The organism is Chthoniobacterales bacterium, from assembly GCA_036569045.1.
GTDB lineage: Bacteria > Verrucomicrobiota > Verrucomicrobiia > Chthoniobacterales > JAATET01 > JAATET01.
The window spans coordinates 1-25,678 of sequence record DATCRI010000009.1; the positions used below are offsets into that span (position 1 = coordinate 1).

At 61.1% G+C, this 25,678-nt stretch carries 22 protein-coding genes, 2 tRNA genes and 2 rRNA genes; 16 read left to right on the forward strand and 10 right to left on the reverse strand.

Annotated features, from left to right (window positions below):
* The 4 genes from VIM61_01860 to rpsT all read left to right on the forward strand — a co-directional run.
* A 23S ribosomal RNA gene (locus VIM61_01860) occupies window positions 1-1,295 on the forward strand; the annotation flags it as partial.
* A gap of 137 nt (window positions 1,296-1,432) precedes the next feature.
* Window positions 1,433-1,548, forward strand: a 5S ribosomal RNA gene (gene rrf / locus VIM61_01865).
* 909 nt (window positions 1,549-2,457) lie between these two features.
* A tRNA-Met gene (locus VIM61_01870) sits at window positions 2,458-2,532 on the forward strand.
* Window positions 2,533-2,549: 17 nt separating this feature from the next.
* Window positions 2,550-2,828 carry a 30S ribosomal protein S20 gene (rpsT, locus tag VIM61_01875; protein HEY8899148.1) on the forward strand — a complete coding sequence of 93 codons (279 nt, stop codon included), beginning with the start codon at window positions 2,550-2,552 and terminating at the stop codon, window positions 2,826-2,828.
* A 277-nt stretch (window positions 2,829-3,105) separates the two neighbouring features.
* On the opposite strand, the gene VIM61_01880 is transcribed toward rpsT, so the two are convergent.
* From VIM61_01880 to VIM61_01910, 7 genes are all read right to left on the reverse strand, one after another.
* Window positions 3,106-3,738, reverse strand: coding sequence for a lysophospholipid acyltransferase family protein (locus tag VIM61_01880; protein ID HEY8899149.1), 633 nt, complete (start codon window positions 3,736-3,738; stop codon window positions 3,106-3,108).
* On the reverse strand, window positions 3,723-4,373 hold the full coding sequence (cmk, locus tag VIM61_01885) for a (d)CMP kinase (GenBank protein HEY8899150.1): 651 nt from the start codon (window positions 4,371-4,373) through the stop codon (window positions 3,723-3,725). Before cmk ends, VIM61_01880 begins: the two co-directional genes overlap by 16 nt.
* Window positions 4,370-5,734 (reverse strand): 3-phosphoshikimate 1-carboxyvinyltransferase, encoded by a 1,365-nt coding sequence (aroA, locus tag VIM61_01890; GenBank protein HEY8899151.1) that lies wholly within the window; start codon window positions 5,732-5,734, stop codon window positions 4,370-4,372. Before aroA ends, cmk begins: the two co-directional genes overlap by 4 nt.
* Entirely contained in the window at window positions 5,724-6,590 is an 867-nt protein-coding gene (locus VIM61_01895) for a prephenate dehydrogenase/arogenate dehydrogenase family protein (protein ID HEY8899152.1), read from the reverse strand. Before VIM61_01895 ends, aroA begins: the two co-directional genes overlap by 11 nt.
* Complete coding sequence (locus tag VIM61_01900) at window positions 6,587-7,006, reverse strand: hypothetical protein (GenBank protein HEY8899153.1); 420 nt, start codon at window positions 7,004-7,006, stop codon at window positions 6,587-6,589. The genes VIM61_01895 and VIM61_01900 overlap by 4 nt, the downstream gene beginning before the upstream one ends.
* 94 nt (window positions 7,007-7,100) lie before the next feature.
* Entirely contained in the window at window positions 7,101-7,484 is a 384-nt protein-coding gene (locus VIM61_01905; GenBank protein HEY8899154.1) for a hypothetical protein, read from the reverse strand.
* A 35-nt stretch (window positions 7,485-7,519) separates the two neighbouring features.
* Entirely contained in the window at window positions 7,520-8,182 is a 663-nt protein-coding gene (locus VIM61_01910; protein ID HEY8899155.1) for a C39 family peptidase, read from the reverse strand.
* Window positions 8,183-8,215: 33 nt separating this feature from the next.
* Here VIM61_01910 and VIM61_01915 point away from each other — a divergent pair, with 33 nt between their 5' ends.
* Entirely contained in the window at window positions 8,216-8,971 is a 756-nt protein-coding gene (locus VIM61_01915; protein HEY8899156.1) for a hypothetical protein, read from the forward strand.
* Here the strand turns inward: VIM61_01915 and VIM61_01920 are convergent.
* Entirely contained in the window at window positions 8,968-9,969 is a 1,002-nt protein-coding gene (locus VIM61_01920; protein ID HEY8899157.1) for an ATP-binding cassette domain-containing protein, read from the reverse strand. The two genes, VIM61_01915 and VIM61_01920, sit on opposite strands and share 4 nt — an antisense overlap.
* Window positions 9,970-9,971: 2 nt before the next feature.
* Complete coding sequence (locus VIM61_01925; GenBank protein HEY8899158.1) at window positions 9,972-10,454, reverse strand: tRNA (cytidine(34)-2'-O)-methyltransferase; 483 nt, start codon at window positions 10,452-10,454, stop codon at window positions 9,972-9,974.
* A gap of 189 nt (window positions 10,455-10,643) precedes the next feature.
* Between VIM61_01925 and VIM61_01930 the strand changes: the two genes are divergently transcribed.
* The 11 genes from VIM61_01930 to VIM61_01980 all read left to right on the forward strand — a co-directional run bounded on the left by VIM61_01930 (window position 10,644) and on the right by VIM61_01980 (window position 24,079).
* A tRNA-Arg gene (locus VIM61_01930) sits at window positions 10,644-10,715 on the forward strand.
* Between the two features lie 219 nt (window positions 10,716-10,934).
* Window positions 10,935-11,714, forward strand: coding sequence for a TIM barrel protein (locus tag VIM61_01935; GenBank protein ID HEY8899159.1), 780 nt, complete (start codon window positions 10,935-10,937; stop codon window positions 11,712-11,714).
* 236 nt (window positions 11,715-11,950) lie between these two features.
* Complete coding sequence (locus VIM61_01940) at window positions 11,951-14,308, forward strand: glycoside hydrolase family 127 protein (GenBank protein ID HEY8899160.1); 2,358 nt, start codon at window positions 11,951-11,953, stop codon at window positions 14,306-14,308.
* Between the two features lie 58 nt (window positions 14,309-14,366).
* Window positions 14,367-15,347 carry a family 43 glycosylhydrolase gene (locus VIM61_01945; GenBank protein ID HEY8899161.1) on the forward strand — a complete coding sequence of 327 codons (981 nt, stop codon included), beginning with the start codon at window positions 14,367-14,369 and terminating at the stop codon, window positions 15,345-15,347.
* 90 nt (window positions 15,348-15,437) lie between these two features.
* Window positions 15,438-17,810 (forward strand): beta-galactosidase, encoded by a 2,373-nt coding sequence (locus VIM61_01950; GenBank protein HEY8899162.1) that lies wholly within the window; start codon window positions 15,438-15,440, stop codon window positions 17,808-17,810.
* 19 nt (window positions 17,811-17,829) lie between these two features.
* Window positions 17,830-18,438 (forward strand): adenylyl-sulfate kinase, encoded by a 609-nt coding sequence (cysC, locus tag VIM61_01955; protein HEY8899163.1) that lies wholly within the window; start codon window positions 17,830-17,832, stop codon window positions 18,436-18,438.
* A 37-nt stretch (window positions 18,439-18,475) separates the two neighbouring features.
* Window positions 18,476-19,381 (forward strand): sulfate adenylyltransferase subunit CysD, encoded by a 906-nt coding sequence (gene cysD, locus VIM61_01960; protein ID HEY8899164.1) that lies wholly within the window; start codon window positions 18,476-18,478, stop codon window positions 19,379-19,381.
* Window position 19,382: 1 nt separating this feature from the next.
* Window positions 19,383-20,630, forward strand: coding sequence for a sulfate adenylyltransferase subunit CysN (gene cysN / locus VIM61_01965; protein HEY8899165.1), 1,248 nt, complete (start codon window positions 19,383-19,385; stop codon window positions 20,628-20,630).
* Window positions 20,631-20,722: 92 nt separating this feature from the next.
* Window positions 20,723-21,151 (forward strand): hypothetical protein, encoded by a 429-nt coding sequence (locus VIM61_01970; protein ID HEY8899166.1) that lies wholly within the window; start codon window positions 20,723-20,725, stop codon window positions 21,149-21,151.
* A gap of 208 nt (window positions 21,152-21,359) precedes the next feature.
* Window positions 21,360-21,878, forward strand: a complete 519-nt coding sequence (locus tag VIM61_01975) for a polysaccharide biosynthesis/export family protein (GenBank protein HEY8899167.1) — start codon at window positions 21,360-21,362, stop codon at window positions 21,876-21,878.
* 50 nt (window positions 21,879-21,928) lie between these two features.
* Window positions 21,929-24,079 carry a polysaccharide biosynthesis tyrosine autokinase gene (locus VIM61_01980; GenBank protein ID HEY8899168.1) on the forward strand — a complete coding sequence of 717 codons (2,151 nt, stop codon included), beginning with the start codon at window positions 21,929-21,931 and terminating at the stop codon, window positions 24,077-24,079.
* Between the two features lie 58 nt (window positions 24,080-24,137).
* Here the strand turns inward: VIM61_01980 and VIM61_01985 are convergent, their stop codons facing one another.
* Window positions 24,138-25,604 carry an O-antigen ligase family protein gene (locus VIM61_01985; protein HEY8899169.1) on the reverse strand — a complete coding sequence of 489 codons (1,467 nt, stop codon included), beginning with the start codon at window positions 25,602-25,604 and terminating at the stop codon, window positions 24,138-24,140.
* Window positions 25,605-25,678 lie beyond the last annotated feature (74 nt).

The following is a 25,678-nucleotide window of genomic DNA, read 5'->3' on the forward strand; positions in this document are numbered from 1 at the left end:
GTCGAGAAAAGCCACTGTGTATACTAAGGTGCCCGTACCGTAAACCGACACAGGTGGGTGGGTAGAATATACCAAGGCGCGTGAGTGAAATCTCTAGAAGGAACTAGGCAAATTAGCCCCGTAACTTCGGAAGAAGGGGCGCCCCGCAAGGGGCCGCAGTGAAAGGGGTCAACCGACTGTTTAACAAAAACACAGCACTCTGCCAAGTCGAGAAAGACGACGTATAGGGTGTGACACGTGACCAATGCGGAAAGATTACGGTAAGAGGTTAGCTAGCAATAGCGAAGCTTTGAGCCCAAGTCCCCGTGAATGTCGGCCGTAACTATAACGGTCCTAAGGTAGCGAAATTCCTTGTCGGGTAAGTTCCGACCTGCACGAATCGTGTAACGAGTTGACCGCTGTCTCAACGAGGAGCTCAGCGAAGTTGTATTGGCGGTGAAGATGCCGCCTGCCCGCAGTAGGACGGAAAGACCCTATGCACCTTTACTGTACGCTGTCACTGTTGTTTCGATTTTATTGCTTAGCGTAAGTGGGAGACTTTGATCCCAGCCTTTCGGGGCTGGAGGAGTCGTCAATGAAACACCACCCTATGGGATTGGAACATCTAACCTTGACCCATCATCTGGGCAAGAGACACTGGCAGCCGGTCAGTTTGACTGGGGCGGTCTCCTCCCAAAGAGTAACGGAGGAGTACGAAGGTTGGCTCAACCTGGTTGGCAATCAGGTGACGAGTATATGGATATAAGCCAGCTTGACTGCGAGACTTACAAGTCGAGCAGGTACGAAAGTAGGTCCAAGTGATCCGGTGGTTGAATGTGGAATTGCCATCGCTCAACGGACAAAAGGTACGCTAGGGATAACAGGCTGATCCTGCCCAAGAGCTCATATCGACGGCAGGGTTTGGCACCTCGATGTCGGCTCATCACATCCTGGGGCTGGAGAAGGTCCCAAGGGTCCGGCTGTTCGCCGGTTAAAGTGGTACGCGAGCTGGGTTCAGAACGTCGCGAGACAGTTCGGTCCTTATCCACTGTGGGCGCAGGAGAGTTGAGGGGTTCAATCCTTAGTACGAGAGGACCGGGATTGACAAACCTCTGGTGTTCCAGTTGTCGCGTCAGCGGCATTGCTGGGCAGCTATGTTTGGAAAGGATAAGCGCTGAAAGCATCTAAGCGCCAAGCCTCTCCCAAGATGAACTCTCCCTGAAGAGTCGTGGTAGACCACCACGTTGATAGGCCATGGGTGCAAGCGTAGCAATACGTTCAGCTTAATGGTACTAATACTCGTCCGGCTTTTTATTCTGAGCAACTTTTGCTCAGCAACATTGAAGAAACTGCGGAATTTTGCTCGATATGCGGATGTCAGAGAACTTTTGTTCTTTAGGTATCGTCAGATATCCGGGCCGCGACAAGCGACCAACGCTTATGCGGTCCGTAATCTGGTGATCCTTGCACAGTGGACCCACCCGTTCCCATCCCGAACACGGAAGTGAAACGCTGTAGCGCCGATGGTAGTGCATCTATAGGTTGTGCGAGAGTAGGTCGTTGCCAGTAATATGCCCCGTTCCTTGGAAACAAGGAACGGGGCTTTTTTTTGCGAGTTCATTATTCTCCTCGAGAGAATAGTGACTGTAATCAACATGCTGACCGACGGGGAGAGTTGATTTCATCATTTGTCGGAAAAGCAGCCCCGCACGCGAAATTGTCGCGTCGAACACTTTGTTATAGGCAGCGTTGCGGCGGCTTCCCTTGCCATAAATCGACGTCAAACGCGGTTTTCATGACGATCGGTTAATGTCTCAAAATCTGGCTGGGCGACTGGAAAGGGGAGAGTGGGTTGTTCAAACCGTTGCGGGGAGAGTTTTTCGACTTCGGAAAGTTGGGCTCACTGCCCGTCTCCGTCTTCCGTTTAGAATCGTTCGTCCAGGCAGACGTCGATATCGCGGGGGCGTTTGGTGTTTCTGAATTCGCATGTCCAAGCGAATTCGTTTTTCCTTTCAACGGTTCGCGTGGTTTGGCTGCTTCGAGAGTTGATCAGCGTTTCGTATCCGGAAGATGGCGACCACCAGAACTGCTTTCGACGGTGTATGGAGATCTGCGACGCTGTAGTCGTGCGAGATGGTTTCTTGGAGAATGATTCGCCTCCAAGACTTGACCGCGTCAGCATTCTCCGACGGGTTCCCTTCAATCAGATCGAAGTAATACTTGGACCCGCACGATGGGGAGGGCTTTGGCGCAGGGTTCGCTCCTCAGAATTGATAGAACTGCGGCGGCTATTCGTCGCCACGAGGTCAGCTCGGTCCTTTGGTTTTGAAGAGAAATCCGACCGTTGGATTTTGCGAGAGCGAATGGATGAGATCGGAGATTCCAACTCCGTGATGCGGGGCGAATCGCAACTTCCACTGTTTTCGTGCTTGCTTACGCTGTGGAGATATCTATATTCGCCGACCCTACCGTTTTTACGCCAGAGTAGCTCAGGGGTAGAGCAGGGGACTCATAAGCCCTTGGTCGGGGGTTCAATTCCCTCCTCTGGCACCAATTTTACCAAACTTAACATGGCCAATACCAAATCCGCCGCCAAGCGTTCGCGACAGACCGTCGTTCGCACCGAGCGCAATTCCAGCATCCTGACTGGCTTGAAGAATCAACAGAAGAAGTTCCGCAAGGCGATCGCTGAAGGAAACCTTGAAGCGGCGAAGGCCGGCTACCAGAGCGTTGTTTCGGCTCTCGACAAGGCCGCCAAGCGTGGTGTCATCCACAAGAATGTGGCGAATCGCCGCAAGAGCCAGATCGGCCGTGCGCTGAAGCCGAAGGCTGAAGCGGCCGCCGCCTGATTCGGTTTCGCTTCTCGAAATTCAAGCCCGCTGGCTGCTCGGAGTGCCGGCGGGCTTTTTGCGTTCTCTAACCGGCCGGGGGGACGAGGTCAGGGCGTTGGCTGGCCTGGAAAAAGTGGCAGGCCTTGGGCGTTCGATGGGGACGTGCTCTCCCGTGAGATTGAAACGACCGTGTGGGCTGCGCTGTGAAAAATGATCGGGAGGACGTTGCCGAACCCGATGAGTGCTGCTACGAGCAGGAGTAATCTCGAGATTCCGCCAGAGGAGGGATGCGAACTCATTTCTCGTCGACGCGCAGTTGACCGATTGCATCCATGACGCGCTGGCCGAGCTGGCGATAGGTTTCCCGATTCGGTGGAGCGACATCCGATTCTGAAAATTGGATGGGCTTGCCGATGACGACCGTAATCGGGTGCAGTTTCACTTTCTTGGACCCCTTTGGAAAGGCCTCGAACGATCCGAAAATGCGAACCGGAACCACGGGAGCGAGGGTCTTGGCGATGACAAGACCGACTCCTGCCTGCGCAGGCTGAAGATTGCCATCGCTGGAGCGAGTGCCTTCGGGGAAAAGAACAACACCTTCGCCCGACTTGACCTTGCGGATAACGGTCTTGAGCGCCGACATGTCATTGCCGTCCCGATCGACGGGAATGACGTTCATGTCCGGAAACATGGGGCCGAAGAACGGCCAATCCATCAGGGTCTTGCGCGCGAGATAATGGACGGCGCGGCGGGAGCAGATTCCGACCAGCGGGGGATCGAAATAACTTTGGTGATTTGCGGCGAGAATGAAGCCGCCGGTTTCGGGAAGTCGTTCCCGATGGACGATACGGAAACGGAAAAATATTCGCGCGAGGATGCGGGAGAGGTTTGCGAAGAACCAATACGTGAATGTCATGCGCGCTGACATGAGGGGAGGCCTTTCTCGAGAAGGGCGTCGTAGATGACCGCAATGACTTCTTCGAGGTTCAGCGAAGTGGTGTCGATGACGGTGGCGTCGGTCGCAATGGTGAGCGGAGCCGTGTGGCGAGAGGAGTCGAGACGATCGCGGGCCGCAATTTCGTCGGCCTGGCCCTGAGCGTTGCGGCGGCGCTGGCGCACCTCGGGGCTGGCATCGAGGTAGAATTTGAAGGGGCTATCGGGAAAGACCACCGAGCCGATGTCGCGACCCTCGACAACGGAATTGCTGGTGCGGGCGAGGGCGCGAAACTCCGCGACGAGGCGCTCGCGGGTGGCGGGGACGGAAGAGACCGCGGAGACAGCGCGGTTCACCTCTTCGGCGCGAAGCTCGTCCAGTGGTCGGTAGCCATCGATCTCGATAAAGGAATGATAGTCCTCGAAGCCGGTGCGAAGGGAGGCCCCGGCGACGCTTTCGGCAATGGCGGAGGGCGATTGGGGGGCGATGCCGTTCCTCAGCACATACCAGGTGAGGGCGCGATACATGGCACCGGTGTTGATGAACGAAAAGCCGAGCAGCTGAGCCAGGCCTCGGGCGACGCTGCTTTTTCCGGAAGCGGCAGGTCCGTCGATGGCAATGACCGTCATAGCGTGTTTTCGGAACGCTGACGTCGGATGCTGGATCCGACAGAGCCGCGCTCGATCGACGATTTCCTTGGAAGGGCCTTTCCGGAGCGGACACGATTGAGCGTTTCTTCGAAGCCGGGATAGGACGTGGCGACGCATTCGACGTCCTCGATGATTGTCTCGCCGCTTGCGAAGAGGCCGGCGATGGCGAAGGACATGGCGATGCGGTGATCGCCGAAGCTGGGCAGCGTTGCTCCGCGAAGTTTGGCGCCGCCCGTGATTGCCATGCCGTCTTCGAATTCCTCGACGGTGACACCCATTGCGCGAAGGTTCTGGGCCACGGCCGCAATGCGGTCGGTTTCCTTCACGCGGAGTTCCGCGGCGCCGCGGATCGTGGTCGTGCCCTGAGCGAGCGCTGCCGCCACGGCGAGGGCGGGAATCTCGTCGATGACGTTCGGGATCTCATCGCCTTCGATGGTGGTGCCGTTGAGGGTGCCTCCGGTGATTTCGATGACGCCGCGAGGTTCGCCGTCGGCGGACTCCACGATTTCGCGCAAACGGGCGCCCATGCGCACCAGCACATCGAGCACGCCGGTGCGTGTCGGATTGAGGCCGACGTTTTCAATGAGAAGATGGGCGCCAGGTTGCGCGGCAGCCGCGACGAGCCAGAAGGCGGCACTGGAAACATCGCCGGGCACTTCGAAGTCGCGGGACTCGAGGGTCTGGCCGCCGTAGACGGTGATTTCGTTGCCCAGGCGGATGGGGCGAACCTGAAAATACTCGAGCATGCGCTCGGTATGATCGCGCGAAGGTGCGGGCTCGACGACGGTGGTCTTGCCGGAGGCGAAAAGGCCGGCAAGCAGGACCGCGCTCTTCACCTGGGCACTCGCGTGGGGCATTTCGTAGCGGATGCCGGTGAGCGGGCCGCCGGTAATCTCGAGGGGCAGCGTGTCGCGGCTTCCATGAGCCTTTAGCTGGCCGCCCATTTCGGTGAGCGGCGTGATCACGCGGCGCATGGGACGTTGCGAGAGCGATGCGTCCCCGATCATGCGGGTCGAGAATGGCTGCGCGGCGAGAATGCCGGAAAGCAGGCGCACGGTGGTGCCAGAGTTTCCGCAATCCAGATCGGACTCGGGTGCGGTGAAGCGACCTTTCGAGCCGTGCACGATGACGGTGCCGGGCTCGGGGTGCTCGATCTGGACGCCGAGTTTTCGCATCGCCTCCATCGTGGCGAGGCAGTCCTCTCCCTCGAGGAAGTTCGTGATGACGCATGTGCCGTTCGACAGGGCGCCGAGCATGATGGAACGGTGCGAGATGCTCTTGTCGCCCGGAACGGTGAGCTCGGCGACAATGGGCGCGGATTTGGTAACCTTAAAATACATCGAATTTCTGCCGGGCGGAGCGGCCTTCGGCGAGCAGGGCGTGAATGGCGGCCGTGTCGCCGGACTCCAGTGCGGCACGGATGTTTTGCAGGATTTCCGTCAATTCCGCAATCGAAGTCGAAATCTCGTGGCGATTTGCCTCGAGAATTCCGGTCCAGAGATCGGGATGGCCGAGGGCAATCCGGGTGGAGTCGCGATAGCCGCCACCGGCCAGGTGGGGCCAGTCGGCGTCTGGAACGGAACGGTCGATGCAGGCGGCCAGCGCCGAGGCCACGGTGTGCGGAAGATGGCTGGTGCGGGCCAGGGCGGCGTCGTGGGCGGCAGCCGTCATCTCGACGATGCGGCAGCCGGCGGTTTCCCACAGATCGCGCACGACCGCGAGCGTGTCGGGTTGGGTGGTCTCCGTCGGCGTGACGACACAGGTCGCCCCGTCGTAAAGGTCGGCCGAGGAAGCCTCGATCCCGGCGCGGTCGGAACCGGCGATGGGATGGGCGCCGAGAAAGCGGTCGCCAAGAATTGGCGGAAGGGTGTCACCAACGACGCCTTTCACGCTGCCGGCGTCGGTGACGACGGCAGCCGGCGAGAGGCTGGCCGCGAATTGCGCGGCCAGCGCGGGCATGACTTCGACCGGAGTGCAGAGCACGACGCAGCGGGCGCCGGTGACGATGGCCGGGAGGTCGGTGCTGGCGATGTCCGCAAAGCCGAGCTGGCGCACGGTCTCGAGCGGCGCCTCGTTCCGGCTCCAGACACGAATTTCGACTTCGGGTGCCCGGGCGCGCAAGGCGAGGCCGAGGGACCCTCCAATCAATCCGGGGCCGATGATGGCGACCGGGCTGAAGCGAGCAGCGGAGCTCAGGGGACGAGGAAGATCTTGCCCGAGTAGGGGTCCTTGACTTCGGTGTTCGGCGGGAAGCCGCGGACGTCGACGTAGCCGGCATACGGGGCGTGCGGGCTGGTCACGAAACCGGGCTTTCCGGCCACCGGGGTGCCGAAGGGGATGTTGCGCTCGGGGGCGGCGGCGGTCGCGGGCTCCGGCGTGGGCGTCGGAGCGACATCCGTCGTGGTCGGAGCGGTCGGCTCCGGCGTGGGCGTCGGAGCGGCGTCGGTGACAAAATCCGTAGCGGTGCCGGGCGTCGAGGCCTGGTAGCCGTAGTTGTTCGTGCCGGTCTGGGCGGCCGTGTTCTGACGTTGCCGGGGACGGGATTCCTCTTCGCAGGCGGCGAGTAGCACCAGAGTGAGAGCTGCCGGAATGATCAGAGAGGAGAATTTCATAAATCTTGGCGAATGGGGATAGAGATCATTTTTTCTGGAGGAACTTCAAACCCTTTTTGGGCTTTCCCATGTTTCCGCCGACCGCGCGGGGCGATCAGGGCACGAGAAAGGTCTTTCCGGAATAGGGATCCTTCACCTCGCTGTTTGGAGCGAAGCCTCGAACGTCGACATAGCCGGAATTCGGGGAATAGGGGCTGACGACAAAGCCGGGTTTGCCAGGCACCGGAATTCCGAACGGGATGTTGCCAGTGGTCGCGGGCGTGGCCTCGGGAGTCGGGGAGGGATTCGCTTCGGCCGGCGTGGGCGAAGCTTCCGGGGCAGGTGAGGGGGAGGCTTCGGGGGAGGGCGAAGGAGCCGGAGAAGCACCGGATTGCGCGGGCGGGACCGGGGGCGGCACGGGAGGTTTCGTTTCCGTTTCGCAGGCCGCGAGGAGAAGCATCGCGGAGACGGTCGAGGTGGCCAGCAGTGCAGTTTTCATCGGCATTCCCGAGGATCGATGGATGCGGGGGAAGTTCAATCCTTTTCCGCCTCGGGAGGCCATTGCACCGCGCCAGGTGGGGTCTTTTCGAAGAAGCGCAGAGCCTCGATCGGCCGGCCGAAGTCCTTGAGTGGATAGACGCCGCGCGCGCCGCCGGCGCCGGGGTCGCGAATGAGGTAGTCGAACCCGCGTTTGCCGACGATCACCACAAAATGCGTCGTGCCGCTCGGGTAGCGCACGCGCACGATCACGGGGTTGCCGGCGAGGAGGTTGCGGTCGATCAACGCGAAGGAGGGCTTGTCCTCGTAGGCCTTGCGGGCAATTGCCGGTGGATAGGCGGCAGCGGCTTCCCAATAGAGCCAGCCCTCCGGGGTGAAGCCGCCGTGTTCCGTGACGAAGGTATTCAAACGGCCGGGGTCCACGTCCGCGCCATAGCTGGCCAGCACCATCGCAGCGGAACTCACCGCGCAGCCCTCGGCGCCGAGGGTCGCGGGCGTCGGCCCGAGGGGATCGGAGGCCCAGCGGCGGTCTCCCTGGAAGAACTGCGGCACGTCGAGAATTTTCTCCGGAAAGAAATAGAGGCCGCCACTGGCGCTGAGCGGCGCGCGAGGCTCCTGCCACTGCCAATACCAGGCGCCGCCCGCGATCGCGCTCACCAGCACGATGGCGAGAGCGGCAAAAATGCGCCTTGCGGTCATGCGTCCACGGTATTTCTTCAATGCACCCGCTCAATGAGAATTCTTCGACTTCTTGCCGTCCTTTTGATTGCGCCGTCCCTCCATGCGGCGGACTGGAATGCGGCCGTTCTTGCGGCGGTGCGCAGCATGCCGACTGGCGGTGGGTATTCGGTGACGAGTGAGACCAGCGCGCGGTTGCGGGCGGCGACGGGCGTCGGGGCGGACAATCTACGGATCAGTCCTGCCATCGCGCGGCCGAGTTATTGCTCCGGAGCGACCTATCTCGTGCTGCTGAAAGCCCTGGCCGGGGCGCAGGCGACGGGTGCGTTGCAACTCGATCCCGCCACGCTGCAGGCGCTCGCGCCGGCGATGCAACGCGATGGGCAGGGAGCGTGGGGCCGCTGGAATGCGAACGGGCCGGGAACGGCGAGGCTGTTTCACGAGCTCGGCGTGGGGCGAAATTTTACGAGCTGGGAGGCCGCGCGGCCGGGAGACTTTCTGAAGATTTTCTGGCGGGATGCGGTCGGCTCGGACGAGCGCGGACATTCCGTGATCTTTCTGGGCGTGGAAAATCGTGACGGCGTCGAGTCGGTGAGGTTCTGGTCGAGCAACAAGCCGGATGGCTACGGCGAGAAGGTCGTGCCGAAGGCAAAGATCGCGAGGGCGCTGTTTTCGCGCCTCGAGCAACCCGAGCGCTTCGCCGGAATCGCGCGCGTCCCGGCGGTCGATCCCTATCTTGCAAGTCTGCTCGAGCGGCGTTCGAGCTTTGCGGAAGCCTGCGCGAAATCGGGAGTCGCGGTGCCGCGCTAGGTTTTCGCGGGCAGGCCGGCGCGGGCGTGGTTCTCGCCGAACGTGCGCCGGATCACTTCTTCGATCGGCATTTCCTGCACGGAGAAATCCACGACATCGGCCTCGGCCAGAATGTGACGGCAGATCTCCGCGACCCGGGGGCGGTCGACCTCGAGACGCAGGTGCGTGGGCGTTGCCTCGAGCACCGTGCCGAGGTGGGAAAACGAGCAGTGGCACGCGCGAGTGAAGTCGACCTCGATGATCTTCGTCTTTGCGAACTGCGTGGTGACGTCCTCGAGCGGGCCGTCGAAGAAGAGCCGACCGCGGTCGATGAGGATCACCCGTTCGCAAAGCTCCTCGATGTCCTGCATGTAATGGCTCGTCAGCAGGATCGTGATGCGGCTGCCTTCGTTATAGGTCTTGAGGAAGTCGCGCACCTTTTTCTGGCTGGTGACGTCGAGACCGATCGTGGGTTCGTCGAGGAAGAGCACCTTCGGGTGGTGCAGCAGCGCGGCGATGAGCTCAAATTTCATCCGCTCACCGAGACTGAGCTCGCGCACCATCACGCCGAGCTTGTCGGCGCAGTCGAGCATCGTCGTGAGATCGTCCACTGTGCGATTGAAGTCTGCGTGGTCGATGCCGTAGATGGCGCGGTTCAATTCCAGCGACTCGCGGGCGGGCAAATCCCACCATAGCGCGTTTTTCTGGCCCATCAGCAGGCTGAATTGCCGCTTCATGGCCGGACGCCGATGCCAGGGAACGAAACCGAGCACGCTGGCGTCGCCGCTGCTGGGTTGAACGAGGCCGGAGAGCATCTTGAGCGTCGTCGTTTTGCCGGCGCCATTGGGGCCGAGGAAGCCGACGAACTCGCCGGGTTCGACCGAAAAGCTCACGCCATCGACCGCAGCCGTTTCGTCATAGCGCCGGTGGAGCAGGCCTTTCACCGCGCCGAGCACGCCCTGTTCCTTGCGATAGACGCGATAGATTTTGCGGAGGTTGCGGGCTTCGACGGACGGCATGGTCAGGAGTGGATCGGGGGCTCGAGCGGAGCCGGTCGGGCAAGCTGGCGTTTCGCTTCGTAGAGCGCAATGCCCACGGAGGTGGAAAGATTCAGGCTTCGCGCGCCCGGCTCCATGGGAATCGTGAGACACGTGGCGGGGTTGGCGGCGAGCAGCGATTCGGGCAGTCCGCGGGTTTCGCGACCGAAGACGAGATGGTCGCCGTCGCGGAAGTCGGCGTCCCAGTAGAGCTGCGAGGTCTTGGTCGTGAAAAAGTGAAATCGCGCGGAGTCGGCGGCGGCCGCTCGCAATGTCGCGAAGTCGGACCAGAGATGCACGTCGACTTCCTTCCAGTAATCCATTCCGGCGCGGCGCAGAGCGCGGTCATCGAGCGAGAAGCCGAGGGGCTCCACAAGATGAAGTCGGGTGCCGGAGGCGAGACAGAGTCGCGCGATGTTTCCCGTATTCGGGGGAATTTCCGGTTCGACCAGCACGACGTGGAGCATCGCGCGGAGGCTAGCCGCGGGCGAGGCCGTTGGCAAATGCGGCCGGACGATGAGGAAAACGGAGGCGGGAGCCTCCGGTGCCGTGGTGGTTTTTTCTTTGAGCTTGGAAGGACTTGCCTCAATCTTCGCAGGCGACGTCGCTGCGGCCGACTTGAAAAAATGGGAGTCGGGCAGCCGAGTCCCCACGAAGCCCCTGTAGTTCAACGGATAGAACGGAGGTTTCCTAAACCTTAAATCTGGGTTCGATTCCCGGCAGGGGCATGTTTTTTGGTCCTGTGATTTCGATGGGCAGGGAGGAGCGTTTTACCGCCGCCGGTTTTGAGTCGCTGCGGGTGGGAGAGCGGTTAGTAGATCGACGCAGTCGATGCTGGAGAGTGCAGCGCATCAGGATGAAATCCTTCCTCACAGTCTTGCCTTGATCGCGTAATCCTCCCGGAGAAAATTGCGGCTAAATTGCATCGTTTGAAAGAGTCATCTCCCATGTTCCGGATTGGTTTGGTTTCTGCGACGTTTCGTCATCTGGCACCCGAGGAGATCATTGCGGTCGCGCAGGCGGCGGGCATCGAGGGGCTGACCTGGAGCGGAGACGTTCACGTGCCGCTGGGGCAGCCCGACCGCGCCTGCGAAGTGGCTCGCCGGACGAAGGATGCCGGTCTGGAGATCGAGGGTTACGGATCCTATTACCGCGCGGGTTGTGCGGATGGCGTTCAACTGTTCGAGCGGGAATTGGAGGCCGTCCTTGCGCTCGGCGCGCCGCGGATCCGCGTCTGGGCTGGGACGAAGGAAAGCGCGGTGGTCACGGACCGCGAGCGGGAGACGATCATCGAGGATCTCCGGCGCTGCGGGCAAACCGCTCGACAAGCCGGAGTGACGCTGGCGATCGAATTTCACTCCCATTCGCTGACCGACACTGCGGAGTCGACGGCGGCGTTGATGATGGCCCTGGAGGGCTCCGGGGCGCGGCTTTACTGGCAACCGCCGAATGGAATGCCCTCCGGCGACGCGGTGGCGGGATTGCGAAAAATCCTGCCGTGGGTCGATCATGTCCATGTCTTCCACTGGATCGTTCGCGAGGGGGAGTTGATCCGGCTCCCGCTGTCGAAGGGGGGCGAGGTCTGGCCCGGGTATCTTGGCGTCTTCGCGGAACGACCGATGCCTCGGTGGGCGCTGCTCGAGTTCGTTGCGGGGGATGATCCGAAACAATTCGCGGCCGATGCCCAACAGCTTCGAGACTGGCTACAGTCACCGGGAAAATGCTAGCGCGGCGGCTGCCCGGTCCTGTCCGGTAGCGAGCTGCCGTCGTGCGATTCGTCGCGGTGAACGAGGCGTGTCTTGACAGTAAAGTATGCTCTCCTTTGACGGGCAGGAGAAGTGCCGTTCTAGTGACGGCTGAATTCCCTTCAAATCGGCCACCGACAAAGGTCCGGTCAACTTCCTCCTCCATGTTTCTTTCCTTTCTTCGTTTCGCCCTTCTCTTGTGCTCAGGATTTCCCCTCGTGATTCGCGCGGCGGACGCTCCGATTTCTCCGCAGGCGCAACCGTTCCCGCTGGCGGATGTGCGGCTGCTCGATGGGCCGTTCAAGTCGGCGCAGGACGTGAATGCGCGCTATCTGCTCGAGGTGGTGAATGTCGATCGCCTGCTCGCGGGATTTCGCGCTCAGGCGAAGTTGCCGGCGAAGGCAGAGCGCTACGGCGGCTGGGAGGCGCGGGGCATCAACGGGCATAGCCTCGGGCATTATCTTTCCGCCGTTTCCGCGCTCTACGCCGCGACCGGCGATCCGAAGGCGTTGAAGAAGATCGAATACGTCGTCGCGGAGCTTGCCGCCTGCCAGCAGGCGAATGGCGATGGCTACGTGCTGCCGGTGAACAAGCAGATCTACGAGGATATTCGCCGCGGGCAGATCCAGGCCTCTGGCTTCTCGCTGAATCGGGAATGGGTGCCGAATTACAATTTGCACAAGGTCCTCGCGGGACTTCGCGACGCCTATCGCTACGCCGGCAACAAGCAGGCACTCGCCGTCGAGCGCGGCATGGCGGACTATCTCGCGGGCGTTTACAAGGACCTCACTCCCGCGCAGGCGCAGGAGATTCTTCGGGCCGAATATGGCGGGCTGAACGAGGTCTTCGCCGATCTCAGCGTGGACACGGGCGATCCGCGGTATCTCGAGCTGTCGCGCACCATTTTTCACCACGATGCCATTCTCGATCCGCTCGAGCAGGGGCAGGATCGCCTCAACGGGCAGCACGGCAACACGCAGATCCCGAAGATCATCGGCATTGCCCGCGATTACGAACTCACCGGCGAGGCGAAATACCGGACGGGAGTGCAGACGTTCTGGGACAGCGTCGTCAACCTGCGCACCTTTGCGAACGGCGGTCACGGTGAGCACGAGCATTTCTTCCCGCCGGCGCAGTTCCCGCAAAAGCTTGGCAAGCAGGACACGGAGACCTGCAACACCTACAACATGATCAAGCTCACCGGGCAGATGTTCTCGTGGGATCCGAATGCCGCGGAGATGGACTACGTCGAGCGCGGGATCATCAATCATCTCCTCTCGAATATCGGCCGCCAGCCTGGGGAGTTCGGTTACTTCGTGAGCTTCGACCCGATCGCCACGAAGGTCTTCTCGAAGCCCGAGGGCGGCTGGTGGTGCTGCGTGGGGACGGGCATGGAAAATCCGGCGCGCTACGGCGAGCAGGTGTATTTCCACGATGCCACTTCGCTGTGGGTGAACCTGTTCATCGCGAGCGAGCTGAGTTGGAAGGAACGCGGAATCCAGCTGCGCCAGGAGACGGCGTTTCCGGATTCCGACACGGTGCGCTTCACGTTCAAGGCCGCCGCTCCGACGAAGCTCGCGCTGCGCATCCGCCATCCTTTCTGGTGCACGCGGCCCGAGGTGAAGATCAATGGCGCCCCCGTGGCGGTGAAATCGGAGCCGTCCTCGTATTTCACGATCGACCGCGTCTGGAAGACCGGAGATGTCGTCACGTTGCGCCTGCCCATGACGCTGCGCGTCGAGGCGCTGCCGCACTCCGATGGCAAGGTCGTGTCGGTGCTCTACGGTCCCAATCTTCTTGCGGGCATCGTGCCGGCGAAGCCCGGAGCGCCCGACCCCGCGAAGGAGCGGTGGGATGACCATCTCAAGGCGCCGGGGCAGGTCCCGGGGACGCCCCCGGTATTCATCGCGGAGAATTACGAGGCGCTGCTTCGGCGTTTTCAGCCGACGGGCCGGGCGTTTGCCGAATTCCGCAGCGTCGGCGTCGTATTGCCGCAGGACCTCACGTTTGTGCCGCTCCATCGCGTCTACGAGGAGCACTACGCCGTTTATCTTCCCTTCGCGACGCCGACCGAATGGAAGCAGCGCGAAGAGGAGATTCGAGCGGCGGAGGCGGCAAAAGCCCGCCTGGACGCGGCGACGCTGGACGCCGTGCAGCCGGGATTTCAGCAGTCCGAGGTCGAGCACAACTTCCAGTCCGAGAACAGCGAGACCGGCTCCTTTCGCGATCGCAAATGGCGCGACGCGCGGACCGGTGGCTGGTTCTCCTACGATCTTGCCGTCGATCCGAACAAGCCCATGGCACTTATCGTGACCTACTTCGGCGGAGATCGCGGCCGCACCTTCGACGTTCTTGTCGACGGGAAAAAGGTCGCCACCCAGAAGCTCGACGGCCGGCAGAATGGCAAGTTCCTCAATGTGGTTTATGCGCTTCCGGCCGATTCGACCCGGCGCAAGACCAAGGTCACCGTGCGGCTGCAGGGCGTTGGAAACTCGCTGGCTGGCGGCGCTTATGATCTGCGAGTGCTGCAGGCCGATGCGGCCAAAGCCCTCGTCCCCGCCACCGAAAATCCCTGATTTTTCTCCCATCAAGATCCTTCGCACTCTTCTCATCACTGCGACCGCGGCCTTCTGCATGGCCGCCGAGCCGAGCCCGGCCGCCGCGCCGCCGAAGCCGATCCTCGGCGGATTCACGGCCGATCCCGCCATCCGCGTCTTCGGCGACACCTATTACGTGTATCCGACGACGGATAAGCCGAACTGGGAGACGACGGAGTTCGTCGTCTGGTCCTCGAAGAACCTTGTCGATTGGAAACGCGAGGGCGTGGCCCTCGATGTCACGAAGGATCTGAAGTGGGCCGACCTCAAGGCGTGGGCGCCGGACTGCATCGAGCGGAATGGCACCTATTATTTCTACTTCTGCGCCCGCGGAAAAATCGGGGTGGCGACGGCGAAGGCGCCGGTGGGACCGTTCAGGGACGCCCTCGACCGCCCTCTCCTTGAACGCATGGGCAAGACGGACAAGCGGATCACGTCGAACACGATCGATCCCTATCCCTTCATCGATGATGACGGTCAGGCCTATCTCTATTGGGGGAACGGCAACGGCATCGTGAATGTCGTGAAGCTGAAGCCCGACATGATCACGATCGACGGCGATCCGATCGAATTTCGTATCGAGGGTGGCGATGCGACCTTCCGGGAGGGCGTCGTGGTTTTCAAGCAAGGCGGAAAGTATTATTTCATGTGGTCGGTGGACGACGCGCGCAGCGACAACTATCGCATCGGCTACGGCACGGCCGACTGTCCCCTTGGGCCGGTGACGATTGCCGCAGCGCCGATCATTCTTCAAAAGAATGGCCTCGCCAAAGGCACCGGCCATCACAGTGTGGTGAACATTCCCGGGACCGATCGCTGGTATGCGGTTTACCACCGCCACGCGATTCCCAACGGCAGCGGCTATCAACGCGAGACCTGCCTCGCGCGCATGGAATTCGAGCCCGACGGCACCATCAAACCGATGGACCCCATGGTGACGCCGTTCAAGCCCGGCGATGTCGGCGAACCCCTCGTCAACGGCAAGGGGGCACCCGACGGTCTGCCGAAGAGCGAATAGCCGGGAACATCCTTCGCCCGGGCGACATCCGCGCGCCGTCCGCCCTTGTCGAAGCGGAGCTCCTTCTCCTAGGCTGCAGAATTCCCTCCCATGAAATCCTGGCTTGCTTCCGCATTGCTCCTGTTCTCCCTGGCTCCGGCTCTTCCTCTCGCTGCCGCATCGGATGGTTCCGCGACCTCCGCCCCGAAGCATACGTTCGCCATTGGCGAAAAGGACTTCCTGCTCGATGGGAAGCCTCTGCAGATCCGCTGCGGCGAGATTCATTTCGCCCGCGTGCCTCGGGAATACTGGCGCAATCGGCTCGAAACCCTGAAGGCGATGGGCCTGAATGCGGTCTGCGCCTACCTCTTCTGGAATTTCCACGAGTTCGAGAAAGGGAAATTCGATTGGAGCGAGCAGCGGGACGTCGCCGAGTTTTGCCGGATTGCGCAGGAGGTTGGCTTGTGGGTCGTCCTGCGGCCCGGTCCATACGCCTGCGCCGAGTGGGACGGGGGTGGGTTGCCGTGGTGGCTGCTGAAGAATCCCGACATCAGGATGCGCTCGCAGGATCCGGAGTTTCTCTCCGCAGCCACGAAATGGCTGAAGGAAGTCGGGCGCGTGCTCGGGCCGCTGCAAATCACCCACGGCGGCCCGATCCTCATGGTGCAGGCGGAAAACGAATACGGCCTCTACGGCGCCGACGTGGAATACATGGGGAAGATTCGGCAGGCGCTCCTCGACGCCGGGTTCGACGTGCCGCTGTTCGCCTGCGATCCCCGCAGCGCGCTGGCGAAGGGATATCGAGAGGACTTGTTTCAGGTCGTAAATCTTGGCCGCGATCCGAAATCGGCCTTCGCCAGGCTGCGGGAAGTGCAGCCGAAAGGGCCGTTGATGAGCGGGGAGTTCTATCCCGGGTGGTTCGACACGTGGGGCGCGCGCCATCACCTCGGGGACACGAAGCGCTATCTCGGCGACCTCGAGACCATGCTCTCGATGGGCGCCTCTTTCAGTATCTACATGGCCCACGGCGGAACGTCGTTTGGCATGTGGGCGGGGGCGAATCGGCCGTTCAAGCCGGATACGAGCAGCTACGACTACGATGCCCCCGTCTCCGAGGCCGGCTGGGTTGGCGAAAAGTTCGAACTCACCCGCGACCTGATCAGGAAGTATCTCGCGAAGGGCGAGACGCTGCCCGAACCGCCGGCGCGCCTGCCGGTGGCGACCGTGCCGGCGTTCCCCTTCACGGAAATCGCTCCGGTGTTTGCGAATCTCCCGCAGGCCGTGAAGGACAAGGAACCTCGCAACATGGAGGATTACGATCAGGGCCACGGCTGCACGGTCTATCGCACGACCCTGCCGGCGGGCCCGGCGGCCACTCTCAGCGTCGGCCGGGCGCATGATTTCGGCTGGGTCTTCATCGACGGCAAGGAGGTCGGCATGATGGATCGCCGCAATCGCACCTACGCCGTGGATCTCCCCGAACGCGCGAAGCCCGTGCAGCTCGATATCCTCGTCGAGGCGATGGGCCACGTTAATTTCGGCACCGAGATTCACGACCGCAAAGGCCTCGCGGGCCCCGTCGTTCTGCGCGCGAAGGACGGCGCGGAAACCCCTGTCGAAGGCCCGTGGGACGTTTTCCCACTGCGTCTCGATGCGCCGGAACTGGCCGGCTTGAAGTGGGAAAAAACCACGCCCGGAGCGAAGGCCGCCGGCCCGGCTTTCTGGCGCGGCTCCTTCGAGATCGAGAAGCCCGCGGATACCTTTCTGGACCTGCGAAAATGGGGCAAGGGCGTCGTGTGGGTGAACGGACACTGCCTTGCCCGCTACTGGAACATCGGCCCGACGCAGACCGCGTATCTGCCCGGAGTCTGGCTGAAGCCCGGCCGCAACGAAGTCGTCATTCTCGATCTCGTCGGTCCGGAAGAACCGGTGGCTGCGGGCCTGAACGAGCCGATCCTCGACGAACTTCGCCTCGATCTCGACAAGAGCCGTCCGCTCTCGGCCTACGGAAAATTGAAGATTTCCGGCGTGGCGCCGCTGGTCTCCGGATCGTTCGCGCCCGGTGAAGAGCCGCAGGAAGTGAAATTCGAGAAGCCGGTGAATGCCCGTCAGGTTTGTTTCGAGGCCGTGGACTCGCATGATGGCAGGCCCGTCGCGGCTGTCGCCGAAATCGATTTCCTCGACGCCGGGGGGCGATCGATCCCGCACACGGACTGGTCCATCGCGTATGCTGACAGCGAGGAGGGCGTGAGGGACGACGGGGCCGCATCGAATGCCATCGATGGCCAGGTTGCGAATTACTGGATCACGGAGTTCAGCAAATCCCAACCGGCTTATCCGCACCAGCTCGTCATCGATTTTGGAAACCCGACGGAGATCGCGGGCTTCCGCTACGTGCCGAAGGCGGGCGAAAAAGAACCCGGCCGCATCAAGAATTATCGCATCTTTGTCGGTGACGCGCTCGCCGAGATGCCGCAGAAGTGAGGGTCACACCACCGAGAGAATGTCTGCCGTGAGCGTGCCCGAGAATATTCACACCCAGTTTCATCGCTTCGTTCCGCCGTCGGAAAAAGAGCAATTGCTCGGCCAGCGCGGCGTGGTGGCCTGGCTGATCGGGCTCTCCGGTTCAGGCAAATCCACCATTGCCGCGGCGGTGGAGCGCACCCTGCAGGACGAGGGCCGGTTCAGCGTCATTCTCGACGGCGACAACCTGCGCAGCGGGCTCAATCGCAACGTCGGCTTTTCCGACGACGACCGGCGCGAGAACGTCCGTCGCACCGCCGAGGTCGCGAAATTGTTTGCGAGTCAGGGCGTCATCACGCTCGTGTCGCTGATCACGCCGCGCGAGGAATTCCGCCGCTCCGCACGCGAGATTCTCGGCGACGCCTACGTGGAGGTCTACGTGAAGGCGCCCTTCGACCTGTGCGCCGAGCGCGACCCGAAGGGCCTCTACAGGAAGGCGGCTGCCGGCGGCATCGCGAATTTCACGGGACGGGACAGCGGATTCGAGGAGCCGACGGAGGCAAATCTTGTGCTGGACACGGCGGCGGCATCCGTGGACGAATGTTCGGCTCGATTGGTCGCTCTGCTCCGGAATCATTTCGCGGCGTAGGGCGCCGGCCGTCTCTGGCGGCATCCCTTCAATCCGTATGCCTGATTACAATTTAAGCCACCTCGACCAGCTGGAAGCCGAGGCCATCTACGTTCTGCGGGAAACCGCGGCCCAATTTCGCAAGCCGGCCCTCCTGTTTTCCGGCGGCAAGGATTCCATCGTGATGGCGCACCTCGCGCGAAAGGCCTTCTGGCCGGCGAAGATGCCCTTTCCGCTCGTGCACGTGGACACGGGCCACAATTTTCCCGAGACGATCACCTATCGCGACGAATATGTCGCGAAGCTCGGCGCGGATCTGCTTGTCGGATCCGTCCAGGAGTCGATCGACACCGGTCGCGTCGTCGAAGAAAAGGGCATCAACGCCTCCCGCAACAAGCTCCAGACCGTCACTCTGCTCGACACGATCGAGGCGAACCAGTTCGATGCCTGCCTCGGCGGCGGCCGCCGCGACGAGGAAAAGGCCCGCGCCAAGGAGCGCTTCTTCTCGCACCGTGACGAGTTCGGCCAGTGGGATCCCAAGAACCAGCGCCCCGAGCTCTGGAACCTCTTCAATGGCCGCAAGCACGAGGGCGAGCATTTCCGCGTCTTCCCGCTCTCGAACTTCACCGAGATGGACGTGTGGCTCTATATCCAGCGCGAGAAGATTCCCCTCCCAAGCCTCTATTTCTCGCATGAACGCGAGGTTTTCGCCCGCAATGGCAGCCTGCTCGCCGTTACGGATTTCGTGACCGTTCAACCCAACGAAACCGTCGAAAAGAAGGTCGTGCGCTTCCGCACGATCGGCGACGCGACCTGCACCGGCGCCGTGGAATCCACTGCCGCGACGATCGAGGAGATCATCGACGAGGTGGCCGCTTCCCGGCAGACGGAACGCGGCACCCGCGCCGACGACAAGCGCTCCGAGACGGCGATGGAAGACCGCAAGCGCGAAGGATATTTCTAAAATGGACATTCTCCGTTTCACGACCGCCGGATCGGTCGACGATGGCAAATCCACCCTCATCGGGCGCCTTCTCTACGATTCCAAAAGCATTTTCGAAGACCAGCTCGCCGCCGTGGAGGAAAGCTCCCGCCGCCGTGGCGATGCCGTCGTCAATCTCGCGCTGCTCACCGACGGCCTGAAGGCCGAGCGCGAGCAGGGCATCACGATCGATGTGGCTTATCGCTATTTCGCGACGCCGCGCCGCAAGTTCATCATCGCGGACACTCCGGGGCACATCCAATACACCCGGAACATGGTCACGGGCGCCTCGACGGCAAATCTGGCGATCATCCTCGTCGACGCGCGCAAGGGCGTCATCGAGCAGACGAAGCGGCATTCGTTCATTGCGGACCTTCTGCGCATCCAGCACGTCGTGGTCGCGATCAACAAGATGGATCTCGTCGACTACGACCAGGCCGTCTACGATCGCATCGTCGAGGAATACAAGGCTTTCGCGTCCCGCCTCGACAACCTCGTCGAGATCACGACGATTCCGATCAGCGCGCTCAACGGCGACAACGTCGTGGAAAAGTCCGCCGCGATGCCGTGGTATCAGGGCCCGTCGCTGCTCTATCATCTCGAGACCGTCTACGTCGGCGGCGAACACAACCACGTCGATGCGCGGTTTCCCGTGCAATGGGTCATCCGCCCGCAATCGAACGAGTGGCACGATTTTCGCGGCTACGCGGGCCGCGTGGCCGGCGGGGTTTTCAAGCCCGGAGACGATGTCACGGTGCTTCCATCTGGATTCACTACGAAAATCAAGGAAATTCATGCCGACACAGGCTTGCTGGATGAAGCCTTCGCGCCGCAGTCGGTGACGATCACCCTCGCGAACGAGATCGATATCTCCCGCGGCGACATGATCGTGAAAGCCAATAACCAGCCGGAGGTGTCGCAGGACATCGAGGCCATGATTTGCTGGTTTTCGCAGACCCCGCTGGCCGAGCGCGGCAAGTATCTTCTCCGGCACACCACTCGGGAGACCCAGGTCGCGATCAAGGACGTTCGCTATCTGGTCGACATCAACACCCTTCACAAGATCGAAGGGCCGGCTTCCTGCGCGATGAACGATATTGGTCGCGTGACGCTCCGCACGGCCGCTCCGCTCATCCACGACGCCTATCGGCGGAACCGAATGACAGGATCGTTTGTGCTCATCCATCCCGGAACGAACGAAACCGTTGCGGCAGGGATGATTGTGCAATAAATTTTCGTTGACGCAGCGTGGAAGTCGCTCTAACAACAGCGGCGGTGCGGTGAGAGATTCACCCTAAAGAATTCCAATAAAAACAGGGAAATATGAACATCAAGAAAATTGCTACAATGATCGTCGTGGGCGCCATTGCCCTCGTGGTGGGAGCCCCGATGAAGGCGGAGGCGGCCTCGGACAACAAAACGCGGATCAAGAAACTGTCGAAGGAGCTTAAGAAGCTTCCGAACAATTCCGCGCCCATTGCCAAGGTCACCCAGCTGGTTTCCAAGCTCTCGAAGCTGGATCCCAAGAAAGCTGCGAAATACTACAAGACCGGCCTCAAGAAGCTTGCCAGCAATCCTGAGCAGCAGAAGCAGGCCAGCAAGCTCGCCAAGGTCGTGACGAAGATCGTGAACAAGTCCGGTCTGAGCGAGAGTGAAATCGCCAAGATCACCAAGGGCGTCGATAAGGAAGAAAACAAGGTCCCGCCCTATCAGGCTTACGTGACGGTTTCTTACGAATACGCACTCGCCTGAGTTCATAACCACAGTTTAAAGAAAAAATGGGAGGCAGGTTTGCCTCCCGTTTTTTTATCCCCATCGACCGTTTCTTTCTATTGCCCGGTCCGGTGAAAAATGTGACGCAATCTGTATGAGTTTGAAGTTCGTTCTGCGGCGGGTCGTTCCTGCCATCGCTCTGGCGCTGGGAATCTCGAGTTGTTCGAGTCCCATCCAGGAGCGCGAGGTGACCGGAGTGGCGGCCACGACCTCCTCGGAAAACTACAAACTCGTCTCCAATGATCTGGTTCGGATCGACGTTTTCCAGGAGCCGGACATGCAGACCGAGCAGCGCATCGCGCAGGATGGCACGGTTAACATCTCTCTCGCGGGTCGCGTTCCCGTCGGCGGGCTGACGATGGAGCAGGCCGGTGATCTCATCGCGGAGAAGCTGAAAGGCGGGATTCTGATCAATCCTCAGGTGACCGTGAGTGTGATCGAATACGCCCCTCGCCGCTTTTCGGTGCTCGGTCAGGTCAATCGGCCGGGAGCCTTTGAAATTCCCGGAGAGGAGATCGTGACCCTGCCTACGGCGATCGCCATGGCGGGTGGAAATACGCAGATCGCCAATCTGCGGGAAGTGCTGGTGACCCGGAATCGAGACGGCAAGGTTTACGACATCAAAGTCAACTTGCAAAGTCCGCAGGGTCGGCAATTTGTTGTTGGAAAAGGGGACATGATCATGGTCCCGGAAAGCCTGTTTTAATGATTTCTCGACCGACCCCTCCCGAAGGATCTCAGCCTTATCCCGCGCCGGTGGAAACCGACGAAGGCGGAATTTCCATCGATTTTCACCGCATCTTCGAGGCCCTCAAAAAGTATTTTTGGGTCGTCCTTCTCTTCCTGATCGCCGGAATCGTCGGCGCAGTGGCGTATCTGAACATCGCCACACCGATTTACGAGTCCTACTCGGTGTTGAAGGTCGAGCAACGCGTGCGTGATGCGGCGCCATTTACCTCGAACAGTTCCGAGGGGTTGGAAGATTTGCGATCTCTCGAAATGGTGGCCACGTTGCAGCGGGGCTTCCTCAGTCGCACGCTGATGGGCGAAGTGTCCGACCACTTGAAACTCGCCGAGCGCAAGGGCTTTCTGCCCAAGAGCGTTCCGGCTGATGAGAAGCAGAATGCGATCATCAAATATCTTTTGAAGAACACCGACGCTCAGGTGATCCGGGGAACGCGTCTGATCCAGCTGTCCTTCGAACATCCGGATCCGGATATTGCGACGGAAGTTACCGGCGCGTTGATCACCGAATACAAGGCCCTCGATGCGGATCAGCGCCTTCAGGCCGCGAGCGGAAGCCTTGCTTACCTCCAGCGCGAAAAGGAGCGCCTGGAGAAGCAGCTCACGGATTCCGGGGAAAAACTGGCCTCCTACACGCGCAACCTGGGAAGCGTGTCCGTGGATGACGAGCTGAACATCATCGCCGATCAGCTCAAGGAGCTCAACACACGGCTGACGATCGCGATTTCGGATCGGCTGAAGTTGGAGGCCGATTACGAGCAGATTCAGAACGTCCGGAACGATCCGCAGGCCCTTTTGCAGATCGAGAGCGTTTCCAAGCTGCCGGAAATCCAATCCGCGCGGACTTCCCTGAACCAGATCGACGGAGAGATCGCGAAAATGCAGGAGCGCTACGGGCGGGATAATCCCCAGCTCGTTCAGCTCCTCAGCCAGCGCGAAGGTTTGCAGAAGGCTCTTTACGCGGAAGCTTTGCGGGGTCCGCGAGCGGTGGAGATTTCGTTGCGCGCGGCGGTGCAGAACGAGAAGAGCCTCGAGCGGGAGACGAAGAAGCAGGAGATCAAGACTATCGACGTGAAGGATCTCGCCATGAAGACATCGGTGATGCGCCGGCAGATCGAGGCGGATCAGCTCGCCTACAAATCGGTGTGCGAGCGGCTGAACGACGAGGAGTCCCAGGCGCGTAGCCAGCAGATTTTCCTTCAGGTGATGGACGCTCCTTCTCCGGCAGCGCAGGTGAAACCGCGGCCGTTGCTCGTCGTTGCCCTGGCGCTGGTCGCCTCGATGGGTCTCGCGGTGGGCACGATTTTCCTTCTGGCGATTGCGGATACGTCCCTGAAGTCGGTGGACGAAACCGAGCGCGCCCTCGGCGTTCATGTGCTGGCGGCCATCCCCCAGCTTTCGGCGTCGCGTGACGAGAAGGGGAAGACACCGAGCACGCTGGCACGCATTCCCCTTCTGGAAGATCCGCATTCGACCATCAGCGAATCCTTCCGCACGATGCGCGCTTCCCTTCTGCTTCTGGAGGAAGACGAACAGCCCTTCGTTCTGATGACAAGTGCGGTGCCCGGCGAAGGAAAGTCCTTCTGTTCGATCAATCTGGCTGTGGCCATGGCGCAGCAGGGCATGAAGACGCTCCTCGTCGACGCGGATTTGCGTAAACCGGTGATCGAAGGGCGCTTGTTTGGAACGTCGGATGAACGAGGTCTTTCCGATTTCCTGATGGGCAAGGTGGATTTCGAGGATGTTCTCCGCCCGACGAAAGTGCCCAATCTTTACGCGATTACCGCGGGGCGGCGTTATGCGAATCCCGCCGAGTTGCTGCTCCGACAGGAACGCGTGAAGGAACTCCTCGACAATGTGCAGAAGCAGTTTGACCGCGGCATCGTCGATTCCGCCCCAGTTCTTGCGGTGAGCGATACCCTGAACCTTGCCCGTCACTTCAAGACGATCGGCCTGGTGCTGCGTTCCCACAAGACCCCGCGCCGGCTTGCCGTGCGGGCGGAGGATCTTCTCGCGCGGACCGGACATCCGGTCAGCGGCGTGGTGCTGAACATGGTTCCCGCGCGTGGTGCGGCCTACTATTACTACAGCTACGGGAAGGAAGGACAGACTTACGGCGCGCCGGCCGACGGGGTGAAGGCTCCGGCACACGCCGAGGTCTAGCGTTATCCGGCGCGGAGAGGGGGCACGTAAACCCCTCATCTCGCTTGTCCGTGAGCGGTCAGGACGAAAGGGCGGACGCGGCTTGCCGCCGGCGTTCCGCCTTGGCTCGAAGAACTCGCCATCCCAGCGCGACCCAGATCAGGAAGTAGAACTGGATCGAGACAATCTGCATGGGAAAATCGACCGCGGCATGGAGCGCGGTGAGCATGATTGCGACGAAGGCCCCCCGTTTGACGAGCGGCGCGTCTGAGGCGGGGATGGCGTCGAAGAATTTTCGGAGCTTTTCTCCGATCCCGTATTCGTAGCCGAATTCCTCGGGAAAACGGGATCGACCGTTTGCCGAAGTCTTGCCGGCAAGCAGAAGACAGGTGCCGGTAATCAGAATCAGTCCCCAGAAGGCCGTTCCGATGTAGCCCCATTCCACGAGGGTCTGGATGTAGTCTTCGTGTGCGACCCAGAAGGGGTAGTTCGCGATATTTGGTTCGTTACTGAAGTATTGAAGATGAACCAGTCGAAAGGTGCCGGCTCCGAATCCGGTCCAGCCGGCGTCGGGGATGAGCTTCACGAACAGTCGATAGGCCATGAGGCGGTCGTTCCCTGCGAAGGTGCTTCCCATAAGAGAGTTCCACCGGTTCCACGGCATCGCAATGGGGAGTGCGGCAAAGAGAAGAATTAACGGGATCGCCCCGGCAAGAAGAGCAGGCCAGGAGATGCGGCGAAAGACTTGGCGCTCGTTTCTGACGAGATAGAAGAGGCTCACAAGGACGAAGGCGATCAATCCGACGACGCCCAGTGCCTGCCCGGCTTTGGAAAGATTGACATAAAGAGCTGCGAAAACGAGAAGAGCGCCAGCCAGCCAGATGGACCAGCCACGTCCGCGAGTGAGCGCCATCTGGACGCCGATCCCGGCCAGGGCCGGCCACATGAGATTCAGGAACGACGCCCCGTTTCCCCAATAGCGGTAGGTTGCGAACGAGAGCCAGACGTTCGGATCGACCGAGGAACGGAGGCGGAAGGTGCCCGGGGCGATTTTCTGAAGGAAGAAGAAAATGACCATTCCCGTGGCGGTCACGGCGATTGTCAGGAAGAGTCCGCGAGTCCATTGCGGGTGAGCGAACAGATCCGTCGCCAGGAGGAGGGTGCCCAGAAGCACGCTTGTGCGAACCATGGCGGCGACCGAGAGGTCGTAATCGAAGGTGGCGAAATCGAAGATGAAGTCCGACCATGCCTCGGGTGCCGGAAGGGCATTTTCGTTCGTAGGGTCCCACCAGGAAGCGATGGTAACGGCCCATCCCAGGGCCAGAATCGCAATCACGAGAAGCGGGAGAACGATCCCAGTCTTGGGAAGCTTTCCACCGATCAGGCAGCCGAGAATCCAGACGACAATGGTGATCCCCATCGTCCAGTTGAATGCGTGAATGCCGTCTTCGCGCGTGAGGCCGTAGGCGACGGCGGCCGCAATGATGTGGATGAGGAAGGACAGGCGGGCACCCTGAATCAGCCTTTCTCCGAGGATGTCTCTCATGCATGGGAAGGGATTCTCAAGCCCAAGGGCATTGCAAGACAAAACCTTGTCGCAGCGGAATTCCTATGCGATAG